The sequence below is a fragment of the Paraburkholderia suaedae genome (assembly GCF_040812055.1).
GTDB lineage: Bacteria > Pseudomonadota > Gammaproteobacteria > Burkholderiales > Burkholderiaceae > Paraburkholderia.
The window spans coordinates 94,064-113,240 of record NZ_JBFOAH010000025.1 but is presented as its reverse complement, the minus strand read 5'-3'; the positions used below and the strand labels follow the sequence as shown (position 1 = coordinate 113,240).

15 protein-coding genes and 1 pseudogene are annotated in these 19,177 nt (G+C 61.8%); 2 read left to right on the top strand and 14 right to left on the bottom strand.

Annotated features, from left to right (window positions below; all coding sequences use genetic code 11):
• Positions 1 to 3: 3 nt before the first annotated feature.
• The 8 genes and pseudogenes from ABQJ48_RS28365 to ABQJ48_RS28330 form a co-directional block, all read right to left on the bottom strand.
• Positions 4 to 903 (bottom strand): hydroxymethylglutaryl-CoA lyase, encoded by a 900-nt coding sequence (locus tag ABQJ48_RS28365; protein ID WP_367841273.1) that lies wholly within the window; start codon positions 901 to 903, stop codon positions 4 to 6.
• Complete coding sequence (locus ABQJ48_RS28360) at positions 900 to 2,900, bottom strand: acetyl/propionyl/methylcrotonyl-CoA carboxylase subunit alpha (protein WP_367841272.1); 2,001 nt, start codon at positions 2,898 to 2,900, stop codon at positions 900 to 902. Before ABQJ48_RS28360 ends, ABQJ48_RS28365 begins: the two co-directional genes overlap by 4 nt.
• A 105-nt stretch (positions 2,901 to 3,005) precedes the next feature.
• Complete coding sequence (locus ABQJ48_RS28355; RefSeq protein ID WP_367841271.1) at positions 3,006 to 4,613, bottom strand: carboxyl transferase domain-containing protein; 1,608 nt, start codon at positions 4,611 to 4,613, stop codon at positions 3,006 to 3,008.
• A gap of 34 nt (positions 4,614 to 4,647) precedes the next feature.
• Positions 4,648 to 5,157, bottom strand: a pseudogene (locus tag ABQJ48_RS28350) (carbonic anhydrase); the annotation flags it as partial.
• Positions 5,158 to 5,260: 103 nt separating this feature from the next.
• Complete coding sequence (locus ABQJ48_RS28345; protein ID WP_367841270.1) at positions 5,261 to 5,683, bottom strand: DoxX family protein; 423 nt, start codon at positions 5,681 to 5,683, stop codon at positions 5,261 to 5,263.
• Positions 5,684 to 5,895: 212 nt separating this feature from the next.
• Positions 5,896 to 6,339 (bottom strand): BON domain-containing protein, encoded by a 444-nt coding sequence (locus tag ABQJ48_RS28340; RefSeq protein WP_367841269.1) that lies wholly within the window; start codon positions 6,337 to 6,339, stop codon positions 5,896 to 5,898.
• 83 nt (positions 6,340 to 6,422) lie between these two features.
• Complete coding sequence (locus ABQJ48_RS28335) at positions 6,423 to 6,725, bottom strand: Dabb family protein (protein WP_367841295.1); 303 nt, start codon at positions 6,723 to 6,725, stop codon at positions 6,423 to 6,425.
• A gap of 260 nt (positions 6,726 to 6,985) precedes the next feature.
• Positions 6,986 to 7,960, bottom strand: a complete 975-nt coding sequence (locus ABQJ48_RS28330; RefSeq protein WP_367841268.1) for a LysR family transcriptional regulator — start codon at positions 7,958 to 7,960, stop codon at positions 6,986 to 6,988.
• A gap of 132 nt (positions 7,961 to 8,092) precedes the next feature.
• Between ABQJ48_RS28330 and ABQJ48_RS28325 the strand changes: the two genes are divergently transcribed.
• Positions 8,093 to 8,977 (top strand): intradiol ring-cleavage dioxygenase, encoded by an 885-nt coding sequence (locus ABQJ48_RS28325; protein WP_367841267.1) that lies wholly within the window; start codon positions 8,093 to 8,095, stop codon positions 8,975 to 8,977.
• A gap of 98 nt (positions 8,978 to 9,075) precedes the next feature.
• Positions 9,076 to 10,143, top strand: a complete 1,068-nt coding sequence (locus ABQJ48_RS28320; RefSeq protein ID WP_367841266.1) for a maleylacetate reductase — start codon at positions 9,076 to 9,078, stop codon at positions 10,141 to 10,143.
• Between the two features lie 52 nt (positions 10,144 to 10,195).
• Here ABQJ48_RS28320 and ABQJ48_RS28315 read toward each other — a convergent pair whose 3' ends face one another.
• The 6 genes from ABQJ48_RS28315 to ABQJ48_RS28290 all read right to left on the bottom strand — a co-directional run bounded on the left by ABQJ48_RS28315 (position 10,196) and on the right by ABQJ48_RS28290 (position 19,004).
• The gene (locus ABQJ48_RS28315; RefSeq protein WP_367841265.1) at positions 10,196 to 10,861 is read right to left on the bottom strand and encodes a TetR/AcrR family transcriptional regulator; all 666 of its coding nucleotides are present in this window, start codon (positions 10,859 to 10,861) and stop codon (positions 10,196 to 10,198) included.
• Positions 10,862 to 11,084: 223 nt separating this feature from the next.
• Positions 11,085 to 12,839 (bottom strand): FAD-dependent oxidoreductase, encoded by a 1,755-nt coding sequence (locus tag ABQJ48_RS28310; RefSeq protein WP_367841264.1) that lies wholly within the window; start codon positions 12,837 to 12,839, stop codon positions 11,085 to 11,087.
• Between the two features lie 119 nt (positions 12,840 to 12,958).
• Entirely contained in the window at positions 12,959 to 14,680 is a 1,722-nt protein-coding gene (locus ABQJ48_RS28305; protein WP_367841263.1) for an AMP-binding protein, read from the bottom strand.
• Between the two features lie 69 nt (positions 14,681 to 14,749).
• Positions 14,750 to 15,538, bottom strand: coding sequence for an enoyl-CoA hydratase/isomerase family protein (locus ABQJ48_RS28300; RefSeq protein WP_367841262.1), 789 nt, complete (start codon positions 15,536 to 15,538; stop codon positions 14,750 to 14,752).
• Positions 15,539 to 15,609: 71 nt separating this feature from the next.
• Positions 15,610 to 17,343: a CocE/NonD family hydrolase gene (locus ABQJ48_RS28295; RefSeq protein WP_367841261.1), complete on the bottom strand. Its 1,734-nt coding sequence runs from the start codon at positions 17,341 to 17,343 to the stop codon at positions 15,610 to 15,612.
• A gap of 257 nt (positions 17,344 to 17,600) precedes the next feature.
• Positions 17,601 to 19,004 carry an MFS transporter gene (locus tag ABQJ48_RS28290; protein WP_367841260.1) on the bottom strand — a complete coding sequence of 468 codons (1,404 nt, stop codon included), beginning with the start codon at positions 19,002 to 19,004 and terminating at the stop codon, positions 17,601 to 17,603.
• Positions 19,005 to 19,177: the final 173 nt, after the last annotated feature.

Genomic DNA, 19,177 nt, shown 5'->3' with positions numbered 1-19,177 from the left:
AATTCACGATCGTTTAGCCACTACCGCGCGACCCACCCGCGACCCGTTGTCCCGGCCAAGTTGCGCCGAGATCCATGCACCGCAATCGACGAGCGCGTCGAGATCGACGCCAGTGCTCGCCCCGAGCCCGTGCAGCAGATACACGATGTCCTCGGTCGCGACGTTGCCAGTCGCGCCCTTCGCGTACGGGCAGCCGCCCAGCCCGGCGACCGAACTGTCGAACACGCGCAGTCCGAACTCGTACGACGCATGGACATTGGCCGCCGCCATCCCGTAGGTATCGTGGTAATGCCCGGCCAGATGGTCGGCCGGCACCCTCGCTGCGACTGCCTCGAGCATCCGCATCACCGAGGCCGGCGTGCCGACGCCGATCGTGTCGCCGAGCGACACCTCGTGGCACCCGAGCTCGTGAAGCCGCGCGGCGACATGCGCGACCTGCTGTGGGGCGATGGCGCCGTCATACGGGCAGGCCACGACGCACGATACGTAGCCGCGGACCTTGACGCCCTGACGCCTCGCGGCATCGAGCACCGGAACGAAACGGTCGATCGATTCATCGATCGAGCAGTTGATGTTCTTCTGCGAGAACCCTTCCGACGCGGCCGCAAACACCGCCACCTGCTTTGCCCCTTCGGCCACGGCGGCTTCGAATCCCTTCAGATTCGGCGTCAGCACCGGATAGTTCACGTCTTGCCGGCGTTGCAGTCCCCGCATCACGTCGACATGGTCCGCCATCTGCGGGACCCACTTCGGCGACACGAACGAGGTGACCTCGATATCGCGCAGCCCCGCGGTCGCAAGACGCTCGATCAGTTCGAGCTTGACGGCCGTCGCAACGTTCTGCTTTTCGTTCTGCAACCCGTCGCGCGGGCCGACTTCGACAATGCGTACCTGTTCCATCATTCGGCTCCTTCGAAATCCACCAGCTCGGCGCCGTCGGTCACCTGATCGCCAGGCGCGAACCGGTACGCGTTGACCACGCCCTTGCGCGGCGCAACGATCGTGTGCTCCATCTTCATCGCCTCCAGGACGAGCAACGGCGCGCCCTTTTCCACCTGGGTGCCCGGCTCGACCGACAACGCGATGACCTTACCCGGCATCGGCGCGCGCAAGCCGCCCTCGACTTCGTGTCCGGCACCGCCAACGCGCAGCGTATTGACGACCACGAGCGGCCATGCGCGCCCCTCGAAAAACACATGTCGACGCTCGTCGCTGACGACCGTCGCGGCACGCAGCCGGCGCTCGCCGAGCTGCACATGCAATTCGCTCGCCGGGCCGAGCGATCCGCGCGCGGCGATCTGCAGCCCGCCGACGGTCAACCGGTAGCCGTCCGAGACGACCTCGATGTCGACCTCCTGCATCGTTTCACCGGCCCGGAACACCAACTGCCGCTCGGCGCGACCATTCAAGCGCCAGCCGTCGAGCGTGCGCCACGGCGAATCCGGATCGACCGATCGCGCGGCCTTCTTCTGCGCGAGGCTCCTCTCGTGCAACAGTTCGGCGAATGCCGCGATCTGCCACACCTCCGTTGGCACGTCGCTCGCGGCCGGAAACAGGAGCCCATGCTCGCGCTCGATCAAACCGGTATCCAGTTGCGCATTCGCGAATGAGGGCACCGCGACGAGGCGCGCCAGAAAATCGACGTTGTTCGAGACGCCGACGATCCGGTACTGCGCGAGCGCCTGGCGCATCCGGTCGAGTGCCTGGCGACGGTCGTTTCCCCAGACGATCAGCTTCGCGATCATGGGATCGTAGTGCGGCGAGATCTCGTCGCCCTGCTCGACGCCGCTGTCCACCCGGACGTAATCGGTCTCCGGCGGCGGCGACAAATGCAACAGCCGGCCCGTGGACGGCAGGAAACCCCGGTCCGGGTCTTCCGCGTAGATTCGCGCTTCCATGGCGTGGCCGTTGATCTCGAGTTGCTCCTGGCCAAGCGGCAGCGGCTCGCCGCTCGCCACGCGCAACTGCCACTCGACCAGATCGAGTCCGGTGATCATCTCCGTCACCGGATGCTCGACCTGCAGGCGCGTGTTCATCTCCATGAAGTAGAACTGGCCATCCTGCGTCGCAATGAACTCGACCGTACCCGCGCCGACATAGCCGACCGCCTTGGCTGCATCGACCGCCGCCTTGCCCATCGCCGCGCGGCGCTCGGGGGTCATACCCGGCGCAGGTGCTTCCTCCAGCACTTTCTGGTGCCGCCGCTGCACCGAACAGTCGCGCTCGAACAGGTAGACGCAGTTGCCGTGCGTATCGCCGAATACCTGAATCTCGATATGGCGTGGCTGCAGGATGTACTTCTCGACGAGCACGTCGTCGTCGCCAAACGCGTTGCGCGCCTCGCGCTTGCACGACACGAGTGCGGCTTCGAAATCGTCAGCGCAATCCACGCGCCGCATGCCCTTGCCACCACCCCCAGCACTCGCCTTGATCAGCACCGGGTAACCAATCGCGTCTGCCTGCGCCGCCAGAAAAGCCGGATCCTGATTGGCGCCGTGGTAGCCTGGTGTCAACGGGACGTTCGCTCGTTCCATCAACGCCTTCGACGCCGACTTCAGTCCCATTGCGCGGATCGCCGATGCGGGCGGCCCGATGAAGACGATGCCTGCGCGCTCGCAGGCCTCGGCAAATTCTTCGTTCTCCGACAAAAAGCCGTAGCCCGGATGAATCGCTTCGGCGCCGCACTTCTTCGCGGCCTCCAGGATGCGGCTGGCGACGAGATACGACTCGCCCGCGGCAGGCGGCCCGATCAGCACCGCTTCATCGGCCATGCGCACGTGCCGTGCGTTCACATCCGCTTCCGAGTAAACGGCGACGGTCGGGATGCCCATGCTGCGCGCGGTCTTGATGACACGGCATGCGATCTCGCCGCGGTTGGCGATCAGAATCTTCTTGAACATGTGTGGTCTCCTTCACGCCTTCTTTGCGCGGTTTGCGGCGATCCATGCCGCCGGTCGCTTCCCGATGTATGCACTGAGTCCCTGCGTTGCATCTTCATTGCGGCCTCACATCCGGAAGATGCCGAATTTCGTCGGCAGGATCGGCGCGTTCAGCGCCGCCGAGAGCGACAGGCCGAGTACGCGGCGCGCCTGCGCGGGATCGATCACGCCGTCGTCCCACAGTCGCGCAGTCGCGTAGTACGGGTGACCCTGCGTCTCGTACTGCGCACGGATGGGCGCCTTGAACGCCTCTTCTTCCGCCGCGCTCCATTGAGCGCCCTTCGCCTCGATGCCTTCGCGGCGCACGGTCGCGAGGACGCCCGCAGCCTGCTCGCCACCCATCACGCTGATCCGTGCGTTCGGCCACATCCAGAGGAAACGCGGCGAATATGCGCGCCCGCACATCCCGTAGTTGCCTGCGCCGAAACTGCCGCCGATCAGCATCGTGATCTTCGGCACCTGTGCGGTCGCCACCGCGGTCACCATCTTCGCGCCATGCTTGGCGATACCCTCGTTCTCGTATTTGCGACCGACCATGAAACCGGTGATGTTCTGCAGGAACACGAGTGGGATGCCGCGCTGCGAACACAGCTCGATGAAATGAGCGCCCTTGAGCGCCGATTCGCCGAACAGGATGCCGTTGTTCGCGACGATCCCGACCGGCATGCCGTAGAGCCGCGCGAAGCCGGTGACGAGTGTCGTGCCGTAGCGCGCCTTGAATTCGTCAAAGCGTGAGCCATCGACGACGCGCGCGATGATCTCGCGCACGTCGTAAGGCTTGCGCGTGTCCTGCGGAATCACGCCGTAGATCTCTTGCGGGTCGTAGAGCGGCTCCTCGCTGGATTCGAGCGTCACTGTTGACGGCTTGCGGCGGTTGAAGTTCGCGACGATGCGGCGTGCAATGAACAGTGCGTGCGTGTCGCTTTCGGCCAGATGATCTGCCACACCGGAGATGCGCGTATGCACGTCGCCGCCCCCAAGGTCCTCGGCGCTGACCACCTCGCCGGTCGCTGCTTTCACGAGCGGCGGCCCGCCGAGAAAAATCGTGCCTTGATTGCGTACGATCACGGTCTCGTCGCTCATCGCGGGCACGTAGGCGCCGCCCGCGGTGCACGAGCCCATCACCACCGCGATCTGCGGGATACCCTGTGCGCTCAGATTCGCCTGGTTGTAGAAGATGCGCCCAAAGTGATCGCGGTCGGGGAATACGTCATCCTGCTTCGGCAGGAATGCGCCGCCCGAGTCGACCAGGTAGATGCACGGCAGGCCGTTCTGCTGGGCGATCTCCTGCGCACGCAAGTGCTTCTTGACCGTCATCGGGTAGTAGGTACCGCCCTTCACGGTCGCATCATTGGCGACGATCATGCAGTCGACGCCTTGCACGCGGCCGATGCCGGCGATCACGCCGGCGCTCGGCGCATCGCCTTCGTACATGCCGTACGCAGCGAGCTGGCCGATCTCGAGAAACGGCGTACCCGGGTCGAGCAGTTGCGCGACCCGGTCGCGCGGCAGCAGTTTGCCGCGCGCGACATGCTTGTCGCGGGCAGCGGCACCGCCACCCTGTTCCACCTCCGCAGCCTTCGCGCGCAGGTCCTCGACCAGTGCACGCATCGCATCCGCATTGGCCCGAAACTCAGCCGATCTCGCTTTGACCTGCGTATCTAGCGCCTGCATATATGCCCCCGGTTTCTTGTGTCAAAGTTTCAGCTCAGTGTCTGCAACGATTCGCGATACCGCTCGTCCCACGCCTGCCCTGCCCTGCCCTGCCCTGCCCTGCGCTGACGCTCACGCTCACGCTCACGCTCACGCCGACCCGGCGAAGCAACCCGTCCGCGAGGTCATAGACGAGGCCGTGCACCTCGATGCGCTGGCCGCGAGACCATGCGCGCCGCAGGATCGTCGTGCGGCAGACATTGGCGACTTGCTCGACGACATTGAGCTCGACCAGCCGCCGGCCTCGATCAGTGTCGTCGCACGACTCGAGCCGTGCCTCATGCCTGTTCGCGATGTCTTCGATGTGGCGTAACCAGTTGTCGGCGAGCCCTGTCGAGCGGCGCTCCGCGACCGCCTGCACGCCGCCGCAGCCGTAATGGCCGACGACCATGATGTGCTCGACCTTCAGCGTTTCGACTGCGTACTGCAGCACCGAGAGGCAGTTCAAATCCGAATGCACGACCACGTTCGCGATATTCCGGTGCACGAACACCTCGATGCGTGGTGCGACCTCGCACGCCGGACCGATCGCTCCGGTTGCGGTCGCCACGCGAAGGAAGGCTCCCGGTGACGAGACGCAAGAGCGTTCGTCACCTGCATACCGTGCCTTAGCGCGCATCCAGCGATGACAGCTGCGTTTCGCGCCGTCCGAACAGCGCGTCCAGGCTGAACGCGCCGGCCCCGAAGTAGGCGGTTTGCAGAAGGCCGCCAGCCATCATCACGTTTTTGAAGAAGTTAATGGACTGGTTATGATCCGCGAAGTTGTGGTGGAAGATGATCGCCGTGACCAGGCAGAATACTGCCAACGCCAGCGACACGATACGGACCCTGTAGCCCGACAACAGTAGCAGGCCACCGCCCAGTTCGATCAGCACCGAAACGACAAACGCGAGTGGCGGTACCGGCAGGCCCATGGCCGCGATGTAGCCGACCGTCGCACCATATGCCACCAGCTTGCCCAACCCGCTGATCACAAACGGTCCCCCCATCAAGATGCGACCCAGCAGTGGAAGAAATTTGAAACCTTCCATCACGACCTCCTGAAATGAAACTTTGTTGGTGGAACAAAAGGAAGGAAGTTGGCTGGCGTCCACCGTCACCAGCGCTGAACCTTCTAAAGCAGGAAAGCTGCACCGTCGCGACCTCCGCCACGGCGTCGTTGCATTAGAACGGGTACGGAGTCAGTCTGGCCGCTACGCGAACCGATCCAGATGATGTTGTTGTTTGCGCCGCATTCCTGAAATCAGAGCTGGGGCCGCAACGTCAATTTGCTGCTGACCGATTTGACGCCCGGCACCTTCCTGGCGGCGTCACTTGCAATGTGTTCCTGGTCCTGCTCATCGATAAAACCGCCCAGAACTACCTCACCGGTTCGCGCATCGGCGAACACCGCGATTTCGGTCCCACCCAAGCCCTTCGTCCTGTTCAACGCCTGGTGCACTTTCTTCGCAAACGCGCGGTTCGCGGCACGTTCGGCCTTCTTCGAGACGCCGGGTTGCGACGCTTCACCGGCCATGGTGGCGCCGGTTTGTGCCGTCGCCGAGGACGCCGGCCCTTGCGCATAGGCAACGGTAGAAATCCATACCGCCAACGCCCACAACGCCGCTCTATATGTCGCTCTCATTGGCTTACCTTGATATTTTCGAAATTGAAATTGTTCGGCACATGGGTCGCGTTTCTTCGACACACGGCGTCCGCTCCGACTTCGTTGTTGCCCCCACCTCGAGGGCTCATCCTTTACTGCCGTGTGAATAGTTGAAGACAGCCGCCCTAGGCTGGATAGTAGTCAACCTGATGACGTGTCTCCCGCAAGCCAGCAAGTGCCTGGCGAACTCGAAGATGTTCAGGGTGGTTCGCATAGGCCTCCAAGGCGGCGTCCGATTCGAAATCGGCCACCAGGACGACGTCGCACGCGTAGTCGACCTCGCTGACGTCGAGTCCCACCACGAGTTCGAGCAAGCCAGGAATCAAGCCTCGAAGGCTCTCGAACTCACTCTTGACACGAGTAGCCGTTTGGCGGCGTCCGCTCTCGGTCCGGCCCGCAACCCGCCACATCACTATGTGCCTGATCATCGCTTCGTCCCACAAAATGGATTCAAATTGAAGTTATTATATTTTCCGATCGCCAAGTTTAGAACAAAGCATAAGCCGATCTTCGGCGAAAAAAAATGCGTGTGTTGGAAAATAGACTTCCAGAAAACGGAAGAATCCATCGAAGCGATCAGGCACAGTTCGGCTTCGCCCGGCTTTGGGGCGAGCGCTCTCTGTCGTGAGGGATAGGGCTTCAGCCCTTGGCTCATGCGAGCCTTGCGCGGCGCTGCGTTGGTGTCGCGCTACCGGGAATCGGAAACCCGGCTTTTCGGCGCGATCCGTGCAGCCACGGCAATTTTAGGCACCGCGTTCCAGCGATTCTCGAGGTCCAGCCCCCTGACATGTTCGCTCAACGCATCGGCAAATACCCGAATCTTCGCGGGCTGGTTCCGTCGGCTCTGGTAGGCGAGGTTGATCGTCAGCGGGGGAAGCTCCCAATCGCCCAGCAAGGGCACCAGCCGACCGGCGACGATATCGTCGTGAACGATGTACAGCGGCTGAACTACGATCCCCAGTCCTGCGCGGGCCGCGGCGCAGATAACCTGCCCTTCGTTGGACTCCAGCACCGCATTGATCGGAATGTTGCGCCGCTCCCTGCCTCGTTTGAATTGCAACAGATAGGGGTTCGTCGCGTAGCTATAAACGAGCACGTTCTGATGGGCAATATCTTCAGGCTTTTCCGGCACGCCATGCTTTGCCAGATACGCCGGTGACGCGGCCAGCACACGGCGAGTGTGCGCTAGCCGCCGGACGGTAATGCCAGAATCTCCCTCATGTTCGCGCGTGCGAATCGCACAATCGATTCCCGCCTCGATGAAATTTGGATACCGGTTCGCCGCCGTGATATGGACGGATAGCTCCGGATAGCGATGTCTGAATTCCGGAAGCCATGGCGCGATATGCAAGACTGCGAAAGACACGGAACTCGTTACACGCAGCACTCCCCGCGGTCGCCATGCCATGTCACTGACCGCCGTATCCGCTTCCGCGATGTCCGCGAGAATCGAAGCGCAACGCTGCCGATACTCACGGCCCGCATCCGTCAGCCACAGCCGGCGAGTCGTACGCTCGACCAGACGTGTCCCCAAACGATCCTCGAGCGCGCTCAACATCCGACTCGCCGCTGCATTCGAAATGCCGAGCCGTTCGGCGGCTTTGGACAGGCTGCCGAGTTCTGCCGTCAGCGCAAAGAACTCCATCTGCGTGTAACGATCCATCGAATGATTTTTCCGCTCTAAGGAAAATTCTTTTCACTATAGCGCATATTTTTTCTTCCTGAACCTCGCTAGAGTGCGGACATGGCCGCTCCTCCGGAGTGAGATCAGTCAGCACAGATGCGGAGACAGGCAATGCGCAACATCAACGAAGACACCATCACACAGGCAGTGATCGCAGCGATGTCGGACTGCGGCAATGACAGGCTGCGCACGGTCATGACGAGCCTGGTCCAGCATTTGCACTCTTTCGCAAGAGAGGTCAAGCTGACAGAAAGCGAGTGGCTCTACGCCATCAACTTCCTGACCGATGTCGGCCATATCACAGACGACAAGCGCCAGGAGTTTATCCTCCTGTCGGATACGCTCGGCCTGTCGATGCTGACGACCACGCAGAACAACCGCAAGCCCTCCGAATGCACGGAGGCCACGGTGCTGGGGCCTTTCTTCGTCGAAGGGGCGCCCGAATACCAGAACGGTGACGACATCTCCAACGGCGCCTCAGGCCTGCCGTGCTTCGTCACGGGCCAGGTCCGCGGTCTTCACGGCGAGCCGGTGTCCGGTGCGGCGCTCGAAGTCTGGCAATCGGATGAAGACGGCAACTACGACGTGCAATACGCCGCCCCGCAGCAAGGCGATGTCGAGCATCGCGGCCGGGGCCGCTTGCACACGCTTGCCGACGGACGCTTTCATTTTCGCTCGATCCTCGCAGAGGCTTATCCGATCCCGCACGACGGTCCGGTCGGCCACATGCTCGAGGCGCTCGGACGACACCCCTGGCGCCCGGCACACCTGCATTTCTGGATCAACGCGGCGGGGTACGAACCGTTGATCACGCATGTTTTCCGGAACGGTGACAAGTACCTCGAATCGGACGCCGTGTTCGGCGTGCGTTCGAGCCTGGTGGCCGACTGGGTCGAGCACCCGCCCGGTGTCGCGCCCGATGGTACGCGAATGGATACGCCGTTTTACACGCTCGACTACGACTTCGTTCTCAATCCAGCCGGCCATGCTGCGTGATCTACTGGGCGGCATGTCGCCCCATCCCTGAGCACCTCACCTTGACGGCGAGTCGCTCGGCGGCCCGTCAAGCGCATCTTTCGTCTTCGAGGTTCACCGTGCCCACATCAGACTTTGTCCACAACGGCCGTGCTGCCCGTGTCGTATTCGGCAATGGATCACGCGTTCATCTTGAACGCGAATTGCTGGCGCTTGGCGCGCAGCGCGCACTGGTGCTCTGCAGTCCGGAACAACATGCGCTCGGCGCATCGTTTTCCGCGCAGTTGGAAAGCCGCTCAGTGGGCCTCTTCGATCGCGCCGCCATGCACGTACCGCTCGAACTGGCTGTCGAAGCACGAACGGTCGCCATCTCGCTGGGCGCCGACTGCGTCATCGCGGTTGGTGGCGGTTCGGCGATCGGTCTCGCCAAAGCGATTGCACTCGAGTCAAGCCTGCCCGTCCTCGCGATTCCCACCACTTACGCCGGCAGCGAAATGACACCGATCTACGGGCTGACGGATGCTGGCCTCAAGAAAACGGGAACCGATATCCGTGTCCTGCCCAAAACGGTGATCTACGATCCGGATCTGACGCTGACGTTGCCGGTCGGCATGTCAGTCACTAGCGGCATCAACGCCATCGCGCACGCGGCAGAAGGTCTGTATTCACGCGACGCGAACCCGCTTACCAGCCTGATGGCCGAAGAGGGTATCGCGGCGCTCGCCCGCAGCTTGCCTTGCATCTTTGCCAACCCGAGCGACAGCTCCGCACGCGCGGATGCGCTGTATGGATCCTGGCTGTGCGGAGCCGTGCTCGGAAGTGTAGGCATGGCGCTGCATCACAAGCTCTGCCATACACTGGGCGGCAGCTTCAACTTGCCGCACGCCCCGACTCACACCATCGTGCTGCCCCATGCATTGGCCTACAACACGGAGGCTGCACCCGACGCGATGAAGCGCATTGCGAAAGCAGTGGGACATGAGAGCGCCGCCCAAGGCCTGTTCGAACTTGCGCGTGCAAACGGCGCGCCCATCGCATTGAAAGACGTCGGCTTGCGCGAAGACCAACTGGACCAGGCGGCCGACCTCGCGTGCAGCAACGCGTATTGGAATCCGCGACCGCTGGAACGCAACGAAATTCGCGCGTTGCTGCAGCGCGCATTCGAAGGGACTTCGCCAAAGCCGTGAATGCCCGCGGTATGACAACACCGGCAACCGTCGTTGCCGGCAGCTTCAGCATTCAAAAAACAAGCTGCTCGACAGTCTTCCAGCAAGCGTCGACCACCGCCGGATCCAACGGAGAAAGATTGCTGGTCGCCGAAATTTCCGGACCAAAGCCCGAGAGTGTCGACGTCAGACTGATCAGCATATAGTGGAAAATGATCGGCTCGACCCTCGGCAACTTCTGCTCATCCTGAGCGGCACGAATCTGCGGTAAAAGCCAATCGATCAGCGGCTTGAGCAGCGTATCCGCGGTCCATTGCAGCCTCGGACTGCATCCCAAGGCCTCTTGAAGCATGAAGCGATGAAACTCGGGGTACTCCACGGTAAAGTGAAATAGCGCCCGATACGCCAGTTTCACTCGTTCGACTGCGCTTCCCGAATCCGGCCCAGTCAGATTGGCATCGCGTTCCCGGCGGATACGCTCGAATACGTATTCGGCAACCGCCCGCCAAAGAATCTCCTTGGTTCGGAAATGGTACGTGATGAGAGGATGCTGCAAACCAATCCGATCTGCAATGCTGCGAATGCTTGCCGCGTCGAAATGTCTGGACGCGAACTCTGCCAACGCGGCGTCGAGAATTGCCGATCGGGTTTCCTGTGCCCGCCGCTGCTCGGCGCGTTTCGGTTCGACCGGGCGGCTCGTCTGGCCGGAATCTTCAGCAGTGAATTTATGTTGCATCATGCCGAGGTCCTGTTGCCAGACACGCGAAGTCTCTTCCTGCACGCAGCACAAGATCCCACAACACTCCCGGCTTGATGACCGGCGCAATGGAACGCGATATCAGTGCGCACGACGTATCAAATGATCTCGCCTTCGGGCGATCTAAAGTGCCAATCGATAGCAGAACTCGCGTCTTGCCCCGTACTTTTCCGACCAGCTGGGAGCAAGACGCGGCCGACTGCGATTATTTTGCAAGCACGCTCTTCATGACACGGCGAAGTTCGGCAACCGGATCGGCCACCCCTTTGAAGCTTCGCCAGGCGACATGATGGTCAGGGCGAATCAGCAGACAGCCCGTGTCGCTGATTTCCTTCACACGCCCCCACTCGCCAGCATGGTCCGCATAAGCCTGGCGCGGGCCGATGACACGCACATCGATGTCGATGCCCAATTCCTCGCCGACATGCCGGGCGGCTTCGACCCAGGCCTCGCCTCCGAGTCCGGTGAAAACCGTGAAGCGACCATGCCCGGCCAGGTCCAGCGTCGAGTGCTGCCGTCCGCGCTTGTCGAACACCCACGCGTGCGGCAGGCGAGCGCCAGGCCACGTCGTCGCCTGGTAATACAGCTCGGCGTCGCGCTCGAAAGGCGGCTGTTCCTGCCCGTCCGTCACGATTGCACTGGAGTGATAGCGCTGGTTCATCTCGACCCCATGGGCGTCCAGTTCATACTTCTTGAACACCAACGCATCGCGAATTTCGTCGCGCTGCTTTTCCGCTGCCGCGGTCGACTGGCTGCGAGCGTGCATGTTGGCCTGCATGACCGCGCCGTCCGTCGTTTCCGCAATTCCCAGCGCCTGATAGAGCGGCGCGAATTCGGCAATCGACTGGTTCGCGCGCGTGACGATCTGTTTCGCGACCGGAGCTCGCTCCAGCGTGTAGCTATCGAGCAGCGCTTCGCCCGCCTGCCCCTTGATCACCGCCGCGAGCTTCCATGCGAGATTGAACGCGTCCTGAATCGACGTATTGGAGCCCAGACCACCCGACGGCGGATGCCGATGCGTGGCGTCGCCCATGCAAAACACGCGTCCGTCCTGCATGCGCGTGGCGTACATGTTGTTGACGGTCCACGTGTTCGCCCCCAGCAATTTGATCTCGAGATCGGGCTTGCCGACGAGCTGGCGCGCGATTTCGGTGGCCTTGGCCTCGTCGATGACCGGCGCTGGCTCATTAATGTCGTAGCCCCACACGATCAGCCATTCATTCCACGGGCGCACCATGCGGATCAGGCCCATGCCGATGCCGCCAACTTCTGCGCCCGGCTGCATGATCGGGTACAGCACCGCGGGACGATGCGCGACGAGCTCGGAAAGGTCCGCGCGGAACCAGATGTTCATCGAGCCGCGTACCCCCATCTTCCCTTCGAAAGGCAGCCCTGCGTTCTTCGCGACCCTGGAGTTCCCGCCGTCCGCGCCGATCAGATACTTCGACTTGACCGTAAACTCCTCGCCGCTCAACCGGTCGCGGCAAACCGTGATTACGCCATCGTCCGTCTGCGTGTGGCTCAGGTATTCGGTGCTCATGCGCGCCTCGGTGCCGCGCGAGCAAGCCGTCTTGAACAGCAGCGGTTCCATGAAGGTCTGCGGCAGGTCGTTCATTTTCGTGGGACTCGCCAACCGGCGCTCCCCTCGTGACGTGGGATGCAAGCCCCAGCTCGGCGCCCTGCCGATCTCTTCGCCGGTCAGACTTTCACAGAAGACCGTTCCGCCCATCAGATCGTCGCTGGTCGCGTGCAGGTAGGCCTCATGCTCCACTTCCTGCCCGAGATCGCGAAGCACCTCCATCGTTCGCTGGTTCGTGATATGCGCCCGCGGCGTGTTGGCCAACCAGCGGTACATGTTGACCACCATGTTCTCGACACCGTAGGTCGAGAGCAGCGCGGCACACGCGGAGCCTGCCGGGCCCGTTCCCACGATGAGCACATCTGTCGTAAATTCAGCCATGTCGAATCTCCTAATATATAGCGCCCGTCAATCAGTGACGTCTAGCATTCGTCTGCATGCCTAATTGATTTTGAAGTCCGAACGCCCTGTTTCAAGGGTCTCTCCGGCTGCCGCGCGTATCAGGCGGTCTTGGTCTTGCTCAACTCTAGGACGCGAATCATCTCCTCGCGCATCGCGAATTTCTGCACCTTCCCTGTGACGGTCATCGGCATGTCATCGACGAAGCGAATGTATTTGGGCACTTTGTAATGAGCGATCCGTTCCTGGCAAAATTCGCGGATGTCCTCCTCGCTGGCATACTCCCCCTGCCGAAGCACGATCCACGCGCAGAGCTCCTCGCCGGTCTTTTCATCGGGCACGCCGAACACCTGGACATTCTGAATCTTTGGGTGCCTGAACAGGTATTCCTCGATCTCGCGGGGATAGATGTTCTCCCCACCGCGAATCACCATGTCCTTGAGCCTGCCGACAATATTGCAGTAGCCGTCGGCGTCGATCGTGGCGAGATCGCCGGTATGCATCCATCCGTCGACGATGCTCTCGCGTGTCTTTTCCTCATCGCCCCAATACCCCAGCATCACAGAGTAGCCCTTCGTGCAGAGTTCCCCCGTTGCGCCGACCGGCACGATGTTGCCGAACAGATCGACGATCTTCACTTCGACGTGAGGGTGAATCCGGCCGACCGTGGTCGTGCGCTTGTCCAGCGGGTCCGTAGTGCTACTCTGGAACGACAGGGGGCTCGTCTCGGTCATTCCATATCCGATCGTGACCTCCTGCATGTGCATTCTGGCCACGACCTGCTTCATCGTTTCGATCGGGCACGGCGATCCGGCCATCATGCCGGTTCGAAGACTGCTCAGGTCGAACGTCGCAAATGCCGGATGCTCCAGTTCCGCGATGAACATCGTCGGCACCCCGTGAAGCGCCGTGCAGCGCTCTTCCGCAATCGCCGCAAGCGTCGCGCCGGCGTCGAATCCTTCGCCCGGGAAAACCATTTGCGCGCCGACCGATACGCAGGCGAGGACGCCGAGCACCATCCCGAAGCAGTGATAGAGCGGCACGGGAATACAGAGCGAATCCGCTTCGGTCAGCTTCATCGCCATCGCCACGAAACGCCCGTTATTGACGATGTTTCGATGCGTCAGCGTGGCGCCCTTCGGGCTGCCGGTCGTGCCGCTCGTGAACTGGACGTTGATCGGATCGCGGGCGGACAGCACGATCGTTGCCGGTCCTTCGGTGCTCAGGATTCCCTCGCCTTGCTCCATCAAGGCGGAAAACGGCATGATGCCCGGCACGCCCGGGTCGCCGACCGAAATCACGGCGCGCAGGTCCGGCAAGCGCGCGCAATTCAGTTCGCCGGCTCGTTGGGTCGCGAGTTCCGGCGCAATGTCGAGCAGCATGGAGGTGTAGTTCGACTTCTTGAATTGCTCGGCCGTCACGAGTGCCTTGCATGCCACCTTGCGTAACGCGTATTCGATCTCCGACACGCGGTAGGCCGGGTTGATGTTGACCAGCACCGCGCCGATGCGGGCGGTGGCGAACTGAGTGAGCAGCCATTCGGCTCGATTCGGCGACCAGATGGCGACGCGGTCGCCCTTTGCCAGCCTCAAGGACAGGAGGCCCGCGGCAAGCCGATCGACCTCATGGTCGAACTGCTTCCATGTCCAACGCACCCCCTGTTCGCGGAACACCACGGCCGGCCGGTCCGGAAAACGCAACGCGGTATCTCTCAGGAACTGGCCGATGGTGGCTTCGCTCAACGGAACATCCGTCGCGCCGCGCACGTAGGCAAGGCCGCCGGCAGGTTCGATAAGCACAAAGGATTCGGGTAGGGTCTGCATAAAGCCATTCTCCAACGCTGCTGTGGATGCCTGGTCAGGCCCGCACTGATCCAGGGTCATGTCGAGCCATCACTTGCCGTAAAACACCAGGTCGCTCGGCTCCTCGTCACGGTCGAACGCTTCGGCCGTGTGGGCGAAGCCGCGCGTGGCATCTTCCGTGAGATAAAGGGGCATGGTGATATCGAGCAGGGCGATGTCGGCACCCGCCACGCCGCCGCTCGACCACGTCTTGAGCAGCGTGCGCGTCGCCGCGTACGAGAGCGTCGGGCCGTCCGCCAGCTTCGTCACCAGTTCCTTCGCCACTTTTTCGAGCTCGCCCGGTTCGGCCACGTGCGTGGCGATGCCAAGCTCGCCAGCGAGGGTGCCCGGAATCGGCTCGCCCAACATCGCGAAGCGCGACGCGCGGCTGCGCCCGACGCGCTCAGCGAGCCGCTGAAGCGCACCCGCGATCGGCAACATCCCCGTCGTGACCTCGACGCAGCGGAACACGGCATCGCTCGCCGCCACGACGAAGTCACAAGCCAGCGCGAGCTCGAGGCCGCCGCCGAACGCGAGACCCTGCACCACCGCCACTGTCGGAATACGCAAAGCCTCGATCGCGCGATAAGACGTGTTGACCTCCGCGACGAACGTGCGGAACCAGTTCAGGTCCTTGCCCGGCCATTCGCGAACCTCGCCGCCGAGGCTGAAGTGCGGCCCCTCTGCGCGAACGACGAGCACCCGGATATCAGCTTCGCTGGCCTCGTGAACGGCGTCGCTCAGGCATTGGGCAAAGCGCTTGTCGAGCCGGTTGTACGGCGGATTCGCCAGGACGATATGCCCGACGTTCCCATCGCGTTCAAAACGAATACTTTTCATTGGCTAACCTCATGTTGTCGATCGAATTCACCGGGCGCGCCCGGCACCCGTCAACGATTCACGATTCAGGACTACTGCCCATTCAGTGGAATGATGGGAAGCCGCAGATGTGAGGGGCGTTCGGCGTCGCGATAGATCCGGTGCGTGACGGTATTGCTACTGCAGACGTGGTACGGAATGTATTCGACGTCGGTCATCGCGCCCGTTCCCGTCGGCACGTCGAGACTGCAGATCTCGACACAGATGCGATGTCCAGCCTTGAACTGGTTGGCGGTCGCAAGAATCTGGATTTCGTACTTGACGACCTCGCCCGGCGTGACCGGCTCGATCGAGTCCTTCGTCAGCTTGTAGAACGGCTCGGCCGGCGTGGAGCGGTCCGGGTCCAAGGCCCGGTACGAGGCCTTCAGCCAACCGCGAGTCAGTTCGCGCTCCGGCAAATTCTCGGGAACATCGCGTTCGCCCACGCGCGCAGTCACGACCGACACGTCCGGTCCCACGTCCTTGAGCACGACGATCCAGTTCGTGTCGGGCTGATCGATCTCGGCATAGAGGGTGAGTGAGATCGGGCCCGCCACGAGGACATCATGCGGCAGCGGGTCGGTCATATAGCGCAGGCGTTCGACCTTGCTCGTCTTCTTGAGCGGCATTTGCGTGAAAACGTCCGGCTCGCGCAGCGCATTGCCGACTTCCGCCGCGGGGCGAGGCGCGTCGGTGGACAGCCGCTCCCAACCACCGAGGTAGTACTTGACGTATTGCGCCTCGGGCAGCGGCCAGTCGCTGCCCGTGCGCCATTCGTTGGCGCCCATGACCCAGTAGCGGACCGGCGGCTCGTTCATGATGCCGGTGTCGATACCCTTGAGCCAATAGTCGTACCAGCGAATGACCTCGTCGTGGTACTGGTGGAACGGTCTTTCCAGGTGCGCCGGGCCGGTAAACACCAGCTTGCGCGGCTGCTTGACGTTCGCGAAGTAGTGCTGGGCACCCAGCCAGTGCAGCTTGTATGTGTAGGCGTAGGCGCCGGAGCCCGTGTAGAACGGCACCTTGATCTTCCTGAAAGTTTCCTCGGCGCGCTCGACGGTCCCGTCCGGCTCCCAGGGATTCGTCATGATGTGGTACATCACCCCCGTACGCTGACCTTTCTGCGTCAGAATGTTGTAGAGGTTGATGTACATCTTGTAGTCGGGATTGCGCATGGCCTCGCGCCAAAGCGCTTCCTGCTCGTCGGGTAGCGGCCCCGGCACGCCGCGCGATTCATGCACCGTGCTGAAAACGTCGAGCAGGTACGGAAACGTGTGGATGACGCCACCAGGATTGAAATCCCGAAACCCGAACATGCTGCCGTACGCGCTGCAGGCGTCGTAAGGAAAGATCGCCTTTAGCGCGGGATGCCCTTGCGCGGCCGCGCGCCATTGTTCTCCCGCAAAGCCCGAAATACCGACCATCCCGACTTTGCCGTTCGACCACGGCTGTTGCGTGATCCACTCGATCATGTCGTAGTGGTCGGTATTCTCGTGGCCGTAGTGGCCTTCCGACTTCGCCGAACCCCGTGGCTGGGCAATGACGTGCACGTAGCCGTTCGCAATGAAGCGACGTGTGTCACCGGCTTCCACCGGTCCGAACCACAGCGGCGCATGCGCGGGTTGCGGGGGCAACACGTCGGCAATGTCCGGGCCCTGAAGGTCCTTGTTGTGCAGCGCCGACGCGTAGAGCACCGGATACGGTCCATTCCCCTCGGGGCGATAGACGTCAACGGCGAGACGAGTGCCGTCCCGCATCGTTACGTAGACGTCGCGTTCTTCAATCATGTCCCCTCCATATTCCGTGGTAGGTTGGGCTTAAAAAGGTGGGCGCTGCCGAATTCGAATGGCGGCCCCTGACTCCCGGACGTCGGACATCGCTTGCGCTTCGGCACGTCCCACGACGATACGATTCCTGTCACTCACTATACTTAACGAACGTAAAGTTTGCAAGACATGCGGCACCCCAACAGAAAGATTTGGAGCTTTGAGTGGGTGATCATCCGGCGCGCCAAAATGGTTGGCGCGCCCAGATTTGAAAACGATCAATGCACAGGGCTATCCGGCAGCGCGTTCTCAGGCGTTGGCGCCGCACTGCTCGCTTCCATCGACTCCCCTGACAGCCGCTGCTGTGCCGTGAGAACACGGGCCATGACGGCCATGCAGCCACTGGCTATCACGAGCGGTATGGACATAAGTGCGCATACGACCACAAAGGAGTAGCCGGAAATCACGATGAGCCCGATCAACGACGATCCGATGATCGAACCCACACGCCCAATGGCAACCGTCCACCCGGCTCCGGATGCACGAAGCGCCGTGGGATAGAAAATGCCGGGAATGGCATTGATGCAGGTGAGTGGTCCTCCGGTGGCCAATCCGGCCAGGAAGACGACCCCCGCAAGCCACGATGTCGCTTCGGACAGGCCTAGCACGACGACGAGCAACGCCCCTACGGCGAACGACCCGCAAATGACAGTCGCAACGTTGATGCGGCGTACCAGAAATACGAAGATCACTGCCCCCGCAAGCGCGCCGAACTGAAACATCGACGATACTTGTGAAGCTTCATGCATCGACAGACCAGCCTGCTTCAGATGTGTCGGCAACCAGTATCCGACGAGAAAGAACACCAGATAGCCGGCAAATTCCGTTGTCCAGGTCAGCGTAGTCCCGAGCCGATAGTCCTTTCCTACCAGAGCGAGGGTTCCTTTCTTTGAACCGCGTGGCGCCCCGATGACGAAATGGAAGCTTGAACTGTCGACCTTCGGGAATATTCTGGCCAGTGCTGCCTTGACCACTTCGTTTGACTTACGGCTCGACACAAGGTAAAGCGGCGACTCCGGCACTTGCCAGAAAAACAGACCCGCCACGCAGAGCGGCAGGACACCACTCAAGGCCAGCATGCCCCTCCACCCCAAGATATCTATTCCGTATGAAGTAACGAAACCCGCAGCAGCGGAGCCGAACAGAATTCCACACATGACGGTGGCGATCATCGCGGCGCGCGAGCGATCAGGGCTATATTCAGCGACGAACGCCGACGTCGCGGGCATTGCGGCGCCGATCCCGACACCGGTAACGAATCGCAGCAAGATCAGTTGCACCATCGATTGGGCGCCGCCAGAAACGATCGCCGCGACGCCGAACCATGCAATCGCCGCGATGACCACTGCCCTGCGACCTACCCGATCGGCAATCGCCCCACCCAGGATCGAGCCGATCAATAACCCCACCAGCCCCATTGCGGTCAAAGGCGCCACGGCTGCCGGAGGAAGGTGCCAATCGTGACTGACCGCTGGCGCGATAAACGCCATGACGATCGTGTCGAATCCCTCTGTCGTCGTAGCCGCAAAGCAGAGGAAAAACACGATCCACTGCGTCTTCCCGATCGGGAGGTCATTGAGGAATTTGCGTATGTCGCGATGAACGGACTCTCTGGGTTCCATTACTTGTCCTTGAAGCGTGCGAGGCAGGTTCAGTGGAAATTCACTCGATTGCTCGCGCCGTGAAACCTGCGACATACGTCGTTAGCGCTCGCGTCGGACGACCGTATACTTTCCGTTCGTGCAGTTTTATATTAATCGTAAACTTTCCGGACGTACAGTAGTAAAGGATCGGG